Annotated in this window: 10 protein-coding genes; 8 read left to right on the forward strand and 2 right to left on the reverse strand. The window is 65.7% G+C overall.

The window, feature by feature from the left end; translation table 11 throughout:
• Positions 1 to 77 precede the first annotated feature (77 nt).
• The 5 genes from AB4Y79_RS10455 to AB4Y79_RS10475 are packed head-to-tail and all read left to right on the forward strand — an operon-like array spanning position 78 to position 4,539.
• Positions 78 to 1,211, forward strand: a complete 1,134-nt coding sequence (locus AB4Y79_RS10455; RefSeq protein WP_441861152.1) for a Gfo/Idh/MocA family protein — start codon at positions 78 to 80, stop codon at positions 1,209 to 1,211.
• Positions 1,212 to 1,241: 30 nt separating this feature from the next.
• The gene (locus AB4Y79_RS10460; protein ID WP_441861154.1) at positions 1,242 to 2,210 is read left to right on the forward strand and encodes a PmoA family protein; all 969 of its coding nucleotides are present in this window, start codon (positions 1,242 to 1,244) and stop codon (positions 2,208 to 2,210) included.
• A 2-nt stretch (positions 2,211 to 2,212) separates the two neighbouring features.
• Positions 2,213 to 2,944, forward strand: a complete 732-nt coding sequence (locus AB4Y79_RS10465) for a cupin domain-containing protein (protein ID WP_441861156.1) — start codon at positions 2,213 to 2,215, stop codon at positions 2,942 to 2,944.
• Positions 2,945 to 2,980: 36 nt separating this feature from the next.
• A complete protein-coding gene (locus AB4Y79_RS10470; protein WP_441861159.1) occupies positions 2,981 to 4,006 on the forward strand; it encodes a LacI family DNA-binding transcriptional regulator in 1,026 nt (341 codons plus the stop codon).
• A 29-nt stretch (positions 4,007 to 4,035) separates the two neighbouring features.
• Positions 4,036 to 4,539 carry a GNAT family N-acetyltransferase gene (locus AB4Y79_RS10475; protein WP_441861161.1) on the forward strand — a complete coding sequence of 168 codons (504 nt, stop codon included), beginning with the start codon at positions 4,036 to 4,038 and terminating at the stop codon, positions 4,537 to 4,539.
• Here AB4Y79_RS10475 and AB4Y79_RS10480 read toward each other — a convergent pair.
• Positions 4,536 to 4,931, reverse strand: a complete 396-nt coding sequence (locus AB4Y79_RS10480) for a VOC family protein (RefSeq protein WP_441861163.1) — start codon at positions 4,929 to 4,931, stop codon at positions 4,536 to 4,538. The genes AB4Y79_RS10475 and AB4Y79_RS10480 overlap by 4 nt on opposite strands.
• Positions 4,932 to 5,314: 383 nt before the next feature.
• Between AB4Y79_RS10480 and AB4Y79_RS10485 the strand changes: the two genes are divergently transcribed.
• Positions 5,315 to 6,598, forward strand: a complete 1,284-nt coding sequence (locus tag AB4Y79_RS10485) for a GmrSD restriction endonuclease domain-containing protein (RefSeq protein WP_441861165.1) — start codon at positions 5,315 to 5,317, stop codon at positions 6,596 to 6,598.
• Positions 6,599 to 6,670: 72 nt separating this feature from the next.
• Positions 6,671 to 7,369 (forward strand): PASTA domain-containing protein, encoded by a 699-nt coding sequence (locus AB4Y79_RS10490; protein WP_441861167.1) that lies wholly within the window; start codon positions 6,671 to 6,673, stop codon positions 7,367 to 7,369.
• Positions 7,370 to 7,479: 110 nt separating this feature from the next.
• Here AB4Y79_RS10490 and AB4Y79_RS10495 read toward each other — a convergent pair whose 3' ends face one another.
• Entirely contained in the window at positions 7,480 to 8,352 is an 873-nt protein-coding gene (locus AB4Y79_RS10495; RefSeq protein WP_441861169.1) for a universal stress protein, read from the reverse strand.
• 353 nt (positions 8,353 to 8,705) lie between these two features.
• On the opposite strand from AB4Y79_RS10495, the gene AB4Y79_RS10500 reads away from it, so the two are divergent.
• The gene (locus tag AB4Y79_RS10500) at positions 8,706 to 9,788 is read left to right on the forward strand and encodes a TerC family protein (RefSeq protein ID WP_441861171.1); all 1,083 of its coding nucleotides are present in this window, start codon (positions 8,706 to 8,708) and stop codon (positions 9,786 to 9,788) included.
• Positions 9,789 to 10,056: the final 268 nt, after the last annotated feature.

Raw genomic sequence — 10,056 nt, forward strand, 5'->3', positions numbered from 1 at the left:
CTCCAAACCGGGCTGGCTCAACGCCAGATGGCCCGGCACCTTCACGGCAACGACTTCACTGCAACGACGGAGAGAACATGCGGACGTACAAAGTGGCCATCGTGGGCACCGGCGGGATCGCCGCGGTCCACGCGGACAACCTGGCGCGGACGGGCGGGCGCGCCGAGCTCGTGGCCGCCTGCGACGTGGACCAGGACCGGCTGGATGCCTTTGCCGGGAAGCACGGCATTCCCGGCACGTACCTCACGCTGGCCGAACTGCTGGCGGGGGCCCAGCCGGACATCGTGCACCTCTGCACCCCGCCCATGCTGCACATCGATCAAGCCATCGAATGCCTTGAGGCCGGGGTGCACGTACTCTCGGAGAAGCCCCCGGCGCTGAGCCTGGCGGACTTCGACCGGCTGGAGAAAGCCCAAGCCAAAGGCGGCGCCCAGTTCTCCTGCGTGTTCCAGCACCGGTTCGGGGATGCTGCCGCCGCCGCCCGGGAGTTAATCGGCGGCGCCGGATTCGGCCGTCCGCTGGTGGCCCGCTGCGATACCCTCTGGTACCGGCCGGACAGCTACTGGGATCTTCCTTGGCGCGGCACGTGGAACGCTGAGGGCGGCGGCCCCACCATGGGCCACGGCATCCACCAATTCGATCTCCTCCTGCACCTCCTGGGCCCATGGGAGGAGGTCACCGCGATTGCAGGCCGGCAGGCACGTGCCACGTCCACCGAAGACCTGTCCGCCGCGCTGGTCCGGTTCCGCAACGGTGCCGTGGCCACCATCGTCAACTCACTGCTCTCGCCCCGGGAGACCTCGGACATCCGGATTGACTGCGAGTTCGCCACGGTGGAATTGAGCCATCTTTATGGTTATGCCACGGACAACTGGAGTGTCACCGGCGCGCCAGGCCACGAAGACCAGGTCCGCACCGAGTGGAACAGCCGGCCGCTGGAACGCGGCAGCGGACACTCCGCCCAGTTCCTGGCCATGTACCACGCGCTCGACGCCGGGCTTCCGCTGCCGGCCGGGGCGGACTCCGCGCGGCAAACACTTGAGCTCGCTGCCGCGATCTACGCCTCCGCGTTTACCGGCAGGGCCGTGCGTCGCGGCGAGATCGTCCCGGGCCATCCCTTCTACGGCGGGATGGACGGGGACGGGCTGGGCACTGCCGCATTGGATGCCACAGCCCTCAACGAAACAGCCTTCGAATCCGCCCGCGCCTGACACCCCAAACCTCCCAAGGAGCCTCCCGCCATGCCCACCACCACACCTTCAGCCGTCCACACAGCCCGGCTGGATGTCGCCGACGACGGCGCAGCCCTCACCTTCACCGCCGACGGCAAACCCATCGCCACCTACACCTATCGGCCCACGGACCACCAATACGAGAGCCCCCGCCCGTTCTTCCATCCGCTCACCACCTTGGGCGGAGACGAAGTCACCATCTCCCGGCCCTGGGACCATGTCTGGCACAAGGGACTTTCCTGGGCGCTGCCGAACGTGGGCAAACACAACTTCTGGGGCGGCGCCACCTACACGCGCGCCACCGAGTACGCCAACCTGGACAACAACGGCGCCATGACCCATACCTCCTTCACCGGGATCGAGCACTCCGGCGCAGGGATCACGGCCTCGGAATCCCTCACCTGGACATCGCAGGACGGTCAGCCGGTCATCGCGGAGGACCGCCGGTTCAACATCCAGCTGCTGGCGGACAGCGGTGCTGGCGGAGAATCCGGGGGTGCCTACGCCATCCTCTTCGGAACCACCATGCGCAACATCTCCGGTGATGAGATCCGGATCGGCAGTCCCACTACGGAAGGCCGCCACAACGCAGGCTACGGCGGCCTCTTCTGGCGCGGCCCACGGTCCTTTACCGGCGGGGAGTTCCGCAACCCGGACGGTACGGGCACCGACGAATTCATGGGCACCCGCTCGCCGTGGATCGCCTTCACCGGCAAGCACGATGTCAGCTGCCGGTCCTCCACCATCGCCTTCGTGGAAGACGGTTCGAACCCGGGTGCGCCCAACCAGTGGTTCGCAAGGTCGTCCATGTTCGCCTGCCTGGGGTCGGCGCCCTTCTTCAGCGAGGAGGTCCCGCTGCGGGAAGGGGAACCGCTGACGTACCGCTACGCAGTGGTGATCGCCGATGGCGACGTGGACGGGGACCGTGCCGCGGCGCTGGCGGCGGCCGCGCAAGCCGCCCTTGGCACGTGGGCCTGAGTATGGGCTCAACGTTCCCCGGCGCCACCGGACTGTCCGAGATCAGCATTTATGACTGGCCCGGGGCGGACGGCGCCGCAGGCGGGTCACCCCATGTGCACACTGCTTCCACTGAGGCATACGTGGTCTTGGCGGGAACCGGCCGTCTGGAGACCCTTGATTCACGCGGGTTCACCACCACCGCGCTGATGCCCGGGGTGGTTCTCTGGTTCACCCCCGGCACCGTCCACCGGGCCATCAACGATTCGGGGGACCTGAAAATCCTGGTGGTCATGCAAAACGCAGGGCTGCCTGAGCACGGGGACGCCGTGATGACCTTCCCGCCGGAGCACCTCACCGACCCCGCCACGTACCGCCGCGCCGCGGCCCTGGAGCACAAGGATGCCGATTCCGGACTGGACGCCGCGGAGGAAGCCGCGCGCCGTCGTCGTGATTTGGCGCTGGAAGGCTACCTGGCGCTGAAGGAGGCCGTTCTCCGCTCCGGACCGGCGGCGTTGGCAGGATTCCACGCCGCGGCGGCCCGGCTGGCATCCGCCAAAGCCGAAACCTGGGCTGAGCTTCTGGCAGCGGGGGCGGCCCGGCAGGCGGAGGTCACCCGGCAGCAACTGGTTTCTCTGGACACGGCAGAAAGTATCTATCTGGGGAACGCGCGAACTACGATGGGAAAACGGGAAAACCGCAGGATTTACGGCATGTGTGGCCGGATTCAGGCGTGGGAACTTTCCGATAACTAGACCCGGGCGCGTGACCCGGGTGAAAGGGTGGTTTCCGTGGTGAGCAAACAGGACACCGGGCGCGCGACGATCAGCGAGATTGCCCGCGAGGCCGGCGTATCCGTTCCCACCGTGTCCAAGGTGCTGAACGGGCACGCCCACGTGGCCGCGGAGACCCGGGCACGGGTGGAGGAAATCATCGCCCGGCGCGATTATGCGCGCCGCCCGGCCAAGCGCCGGCAGAAAGCCGGCCTGGTGGACCTGGTGTTCCCCGGGCTGGGCTCGGAATGGGCCCTGGAGATCATCGAGGGCGTGGAGCGGGTGGCGCAGGACGCCGGATACGGAACCGTGGTCAGCAGCCTGAGCCTGGACGGGTCCCGGATCCGGCCCTGGCTGGCAAACCTCGCGGAACGGAAATCGGACGGCCTGCTGATGGCCGTGTACCAGCTGGACGCCAAGCAGATCCAGCGGGTGAAATCGCTGGGGATCCCGGTGGTGCTGATCGACCCCGTGGGCCAGCCCGGACCGGACCTGATGACGGTTGGCGCGGCCAACTGGGAGGGCGGCTACTCGGCCACGGAGCACCTGCTCAAGCTGGGGCACAAGCGGATCGCCATGATTGGCGGACGTGAAGACCTGCAATGCAGCAGTGCCCGCGAGGACGGCTACATTTCGGCGCTGCGCCGGGCGGGTATCGCGCTGGACCCGGCCCTGATGGTGCCCGGCGACTTCTCGATCGAGGCAGGGGAGGCCGCCACCCGCAAGCTGCTGGAACTGCCGGAGAGGCCGACGGCGATCTTCACCGGCAACGACGACCAGGCGCTGGGCGCCTACCGGGCTGCGCGCTCTGCCGGGCTGCGCATCCCGGAGGACCTGTCCATCATCGGCTTCGACGACATCCCGGCCGCCGAATGGGTTGAGCCGGGACTCACCACCATCCGGCAGCCCGTGGTGCAGATGGCGGAGACCGCCATGCGCGCCCTGCTCCGCCACCTTGACGGCGACGAGGAACTGCCGCAACGGATCGAGCTGGGCACCGAGTTGGTGGTCCGGGGGTCCACGGCGGCCCCGGCAAAACACTGATCCGGCCCGGCCCTGATTAGGCTGGAGCAATGGATTATGTACTTCGCCGGGCCACCCCGGAGGATGCCGAAGCCATCGTGCTGATGCATACGGCTGCGCATGAGGAAAGCTACGGACACCTGCTTTCGCCCGGCTTTTTCGCCGAACGTCGACGGTCCATTCCGGAACGCGTGGCCCGGCGCCGCCCATACCTTGACGTGCCGCACCCCCGGATCGTCGCCGAGGATGCCAACGGTGAGGTTGTGGGCCTCGCCGACGCCGGCCCGCCGCGCCACGATGACAGCCCGTTTCCGCTGGAGCTGTACTCGATCTTCGTTCTTGCCCGGGCACAGGGGAGTGGGCTGGGGAAGGCGCTGCTTGAGGCCGCCCTCGGCGATTCGCCCGCGTACTTGTGGGTTCTGGAGGAGAACGTGAAGGCGCAGGCGTTCTACCGGCGCCAAGGTTTCACGTTCGACGGCGGTCGCGGGAACCTTCCGCCGGAGTGGGAAAGCGTGCCGGAACTGCGTATGGTCCGGGACCGGCCCCGGAGCTAGCCGGCTTTGTGGGCGTCGCGGACTGCCGGCGGGGTTTGTCCCTGCATGACCCAGCGGTTGCCGTCGGGGTCGCTGAAGTAAGCGAACAGGACGCCACCCAGATCCTGGATTTCGCTGATCTCCGCACCACGGTTGACCAGTTCCTCCCTTACGGCCGGGAGGTTCGGAACCACCAGCTGCAGCCCTTCCAGGCTGCCCGGCACCATGGCGGTCATTCCGGTTCCGATGACCACCGAGGCGGCAGAACCCGGCGGAGTCAGCTGGACAACGCGCATGCCGGGAATGTGCTCCACGTCGTGGTCCAGCACAAAGCCCAGTTGTTCTGTGTAAAACGCTTTTGATTTCTCGACGTCGGAAACCGGGACCTGGACAACCTCGAGGCGCATTTGCATGCGGGCAACTCTACCTTTGCCCATGCCAACGTGGAACGGCTGTCCGGCACCGCATTCAGGGCATTTTGTATCCGAATTATTACGCCTCAAAAGGTCCATTCCTCAAGGTCCCATCAAGACTGGCTGAATGTTGGCCGAGGATTCCCGGAGCCGGCGTATCCCCAGGTGACTGGGGCCGTAGGCTCAGCGGCATCGAGTGTTGCTGGGCTTAGCAGAAGGCCCGGCAATTATAGGAGTGCCGAATTACTTGGCCTCCTCATCAGTGGGGAAAAATGTCCGACTACCAGACCCTTTTTGGGGTTGCTCCTTCCGCGCCGTCGCCGAAGCCGCCGCGGAAACCACGCGCTTCGACGTTTGTCACCGGAGCTTTTACCGCCATTTTCATGCTTTTGGGCGCACTCAGCGGAGGCATTGGAGGTGCCCTGATCTTCCTGGGAATCTCCGCTGCCCTGACGGGGCTTTACGTGCTGCTCACCGGGCGCCGCTCCTGGGCCTGGCTGCCGGCGAAACGCAAGGCCGGCGCCGTCGCGATCGCCGTGTCCTTCGCCCTCCTCATTGGTGGTGCCGTCGCGCTGCCCCGCGTGGCAAGTGCGGACCTTGAAGCCGCCTCCGCGGATAGCGCGGCCAAGGCGGGGTCCGCAACAGCCAGCCCCATTGCACCACCCGTGGCGGCGCCGTCGTCCACTCCCACTCCTTCGCCCACGGCGGAGGAAACCGGAGAGCCGCTGGATCCGGACACCACGAATGTTGTGGCCGCGGGCGTCACCGTGGCAGCGCCCAACCCGCAGCCCGCCTACACCACCAAGGCGATCGACCTGCTGGCAACGCTTCCCATCAAGGGCCGGGCGCCGAAAACGGGGTATGACCGGGCGCAATTCGGGCAGGCATGGGCGGATGTGGACAGGAACGGGTGCGATACCCGCAATGACATCCTCAAGCGGGACCTCACAGGCATCACGTACACGAACAGCGTGCCCTGCAAGGTGCAGTCCGGCACTCTCGCCGATCCGTACACGGGCACCACCATCAGTTTCCTGCGCGGTTCCGCCACGAGCACTGCCGTGCAGATCGACCACGTGGTGGCGCTGAGTGACGCCTGGCAGAAAGGCGCCCAGCAGTTGACCGCGGAGCAGCGGACGGCGTTTGCGAATGATCCGCTGAACCTGCAGGCCACCGACGGGCCCACCAACCAGCAAAAGGGCGACGGCGACGCTGCCACCTGGCTGCCGCCCAACAAGGGGTTCCGGTGCGAGTACGTTGGCCGCCAAATTTCCGTGAAGGCCACATACGGGTTGTGGGTGACCCAGGCTGAGCACGACGCGATGGCACGGATCCTTGGCGACTGTTCCGGTCAGCTGGCACCGACCAACCAGCAAGCGCCGGTGCCCGTTGCTGCTGAGCCGGCACCTGCTGTTGTTGCGCCTGCTCCTGTTCCCGCTCCTGTGGCTCCCGTCCCGGCACCGGCCGCGGCGGTCCCCGCACCCGCTCCTGTCGCGCCCGCTCCGGCTCCCGCACCTGCTCCTGTTGCTCCCGCGCCAGCGCCCGCCGCTGCCTACTACGCCAACTGCACTGCGGCGAGGGCGGCCGGAGCGGCGCCGATCTACGCGGGCCAGCCCGGATACCGGCCGGCGCTGGACCGGGACTCCGACGGCATCGCCTGCGAGTAGCCGCACCTGTCCGGGATTCTCCGGGCCTTGTTCGAACCACGATCACCATCACTCGCATTCCTAGGGGGAATCATGAAAGAAAACATCGGGCCTGCCGCCGGCAGGTTGAAGAAGACGCTGGCTCTGGCTGTGCTGACAGGGCTTATGTTGACAGGTTGCGGCGGCAAGCAGGCGGCGGTGGAGCCGGCCTCTGCCGCCTCCGCGACTGCCACCACTGCAGCGTCCGTCACCGTTCCCGGAGTTGTAGGCCAGACCCTGGACAAGGCGACTGATCAGCTGGAAAAGCTGGGCTTCAAAGTCGATGCCGTTGACTCTGCTCACGGCAAATCGATCATCGTGAAGAAGAACTGGCAGGTGACAACCCAGGACCCGGCCAACGGAGCGCACGCGGCAAAGGGATCCACCGTTCATCTCGGCGTCAAGAACCTTGACGATGTGACCGCTGAGAAGGCCGCTGCCGAGAAGGCTGCAGCTGACAAGGCAGCCGCCGACGCCGCCGCAGCCGCGAAGGCCGCTGCAGACAAAGCCACGGCTGACAAGGCGGCGGCTGATCAAGCTGCTGCTGCCAAAGCGGCAGCAGACCAAGCTGCGCGCGACAAGGCCACTGCCGACCAGGCCGCGGCGCAAGCTGCCCAGCAGGCGGCACAACAAGCCCAGCAGGTGCCTGCTGCTCCCATCGTCGGAGGCGCCATCATTTGCCAGGACGGTTATGTGTGGCCTAGTGCCACTCGCCAGGGAGCCTGCAGCAGGCACGGTGGCATCGCAAAGTAGCCAAAGGATCTTTCGTTCCCTGATGATTCAGTGGAAGTAGAAGCGACGGAGTATGGCATCGAAGCGACGGCGTCCAGGTCGCAGGCCTGGGCACCAACCTCCGCCCTGGATTAGGACTCGTGCGCTGCCTTGGCGGCGGGCTGGCGCCTGGAGACGAGCACCGGACCTTTGGCATGGTGGAGGACGGCATGCGCCGTGGAGCCGATGCTTCCTTTGATCAGACCGTGGCCTTTGGTTCCGACGACGGTAAGGCGCGCACCCTGGGACGCATGCAGGATGGCGCGGGGTACTGAGGTGTCGGTCAGGAGCTGCTTTTCGACCGTTAGTCCGGGGGCGAGCTCCTGCGCCTTGGCGACAGCCGAATCCAACAAAGCCTCAGCCCCGGCACCGGGATCGACTGGGTCCCGGACCAGCCGGTAGCCGGCCGGAACTGTCCGGACGTGGATGATGACGAGCCGGGCTCCCGCCGCGGCAGCCGCGGTGCACGCATCCTCAAGTGCCGCCGTCGCCCCTGGGTCATCAACGGCGACCACCACGGGGCCGTCCGGGTCTTCGCCGGGTTTGATCACGGCCACGGGGCACGATGCTGTGGCTGCCATCTCCAAGCTCACTGAGCCGACGAGGAGGCCCATGAATCCTCCGAGTCCGCGGCTTCCCAGGACCAGCATTTCCTGGCCGGCCGAGACCCTGGGCAGATGGACGCTTGGGCTCCCGGACAGCAGGCTGGTCAGGACTTTCACATCGGGGGCGGCCTGGTTCGCATGCTCAACGCCCTCCTGCAGCGTATTTTCCGCCGCGTGCTGAAGTCCGCTGTCCGCGATGCCGGGAACCGGGCCGAGGTTCTTCGTCAGCAGCGGCCACAGCGTGCAATGCACCAGATGCAACGGAACCTTGCGCCGGGCCGCTTCCTTTGCAGCCCATCGGACCGCCCGTGCAGCTGGTTCTGAACCGTCATAGCCCACCACAATGGCTTTGGATTCCACAATGCCCCGATTCTCCGGTGCCGGCCGCCACGTCGTCGTGGGAGGCCCGGCTTGATTGTCTTATGCCGAGCCTAGGACAGGCCAGGCATGCGGATAAGGCCAATGGTCCCAACAACGCGCCTCCTTGAGGACCCCCCGGCGGCACAGCCACGGGCGAACACGGCTTGGGCGTGCTTAGGCTGCCAGCCACCGCCAGCGATGCCGTAGAATTGATGCCTCAAGGGGAGTACTCCCGTCTGTGATTGGCCCGTCAATACGGATGCAACGAAGCATCCCGGGCCATCGGCTCCGGATCTTTCCGGGCGGAGGAGACCTTGGCGTATTCATCAACGCCAACCCTTTGGAGTACCCAAATGCAGGTAACGCCACTGATCTGGATCATCACCCTTGCCGTGACAGTCCTTTTCTTCGTTTACGAGTTTTTCGCGCACGTGCGCAAACCCCACGAGCCTTCCATCGGTGAATCGGCGCGCTGGTCGGCTTTCTACATTGGGCTGGCCTTGGTGTTCGGAGTTGGCATCGGCCTGGTGTCCGGCTGGACCTTCGGCGGGGAGTACTTCGCGGGCTACCTCACCGAGAAGGCCCTCTCTATCGACAACTTGTTCGTCTTCCTGATCGTGATGAGCGGGTTCGCTGTGCCGAAGAAATACCAGCAGAAGGTACTGATGATCGGCATTGTCATTGCGCTGATCCTCCGCGGCGGCTTCATAGCCATTGGGGCCGGCCTGATCGAGAACTTCTCCTGGATCTTCTACATCTTCGGCGCGCTGCTGCTCTTCCTGGCCTATAAGCAGGCGTTCGGCAGCCACGATTCCAACCCCGCAGACGGCAAGTTCATGCAGCTGGTGCGCCGCGTCCTGCCCGTCACTGACGAATACCACGGCGATAAGCTCACCGTGAAGAAGGGCGCCACGCGCTTTTTCACCCCCATGATGCTGACCATCATCGCCATTGGTTTCGTGGACCTGATCTTTGCCGTTGACTCCATCCCGGCCATCTACGGGCTCACTGACGAGGCCTACATCGTTTTCACCGCCAACGCCTTCGCCCTCATGGGCCTGCGCCAGCTCTTCTTCCTGATCGGCGGACTGCTGGAACGCCTCATCTACCTGGCACAGGGCCTGGCCGTCATCCTCGCCTTCATCGGCGTGAAGCTCGTCTTCCACGCACTGCATGTGAACGAGCTGTCCTTCATAAACGGCGGTCAGCCGCTGTTGTGGGTGCCTGAGATCCCCATCTGGTTCTCGCTGCTGTTCATCGGCGCCACCATTGCTGTAGCCACTGCGGCCAGCCTCATGAAGACCCGTGGCGACAACGGCGCGAGCGGCCGGCACGCAGCGGAGGGCGGTCCGGTTGCTGCGGTGTCCGCGGATGACCCGGAAGCTGATGAGCAGCCGGATGAGGACATGAGTCCTGCGGCCGGAGCCGCAAAGTAAACAGCTGTGACTCACTGCATAAAACGCAGTTCCGGCCGCCAGGGCCGTCCAAGGAGTGCCGGTGGCCCCAGAATCCTTGCTGTTACTGGGATTTTGAGGCCATCGGCCATCGCGAAAGGCTGATTTGCGGCGGGGTTGGTGGGCGTGTATTGTTTTCTGAGTCGCCGCCGCTGATGCGGAAAGATAGCGGCCAAACCCCTTCTGAATGGCCTGAAAATGGTGCGGTATGTTGCGCGCCGTGTTGGGTGGGGATCCTGGTTTGTGGAGT

The sequence above is a fragment of the Pseudarthrobacter sp. YAF2 genome (assembly GCF_052113345.1).
Classification (GTDB): domain Bacteria; phylum Actinomycetota; class Actinomycetes; order Actinomycetales; family Micrococcaceae; genus Arthrobacter.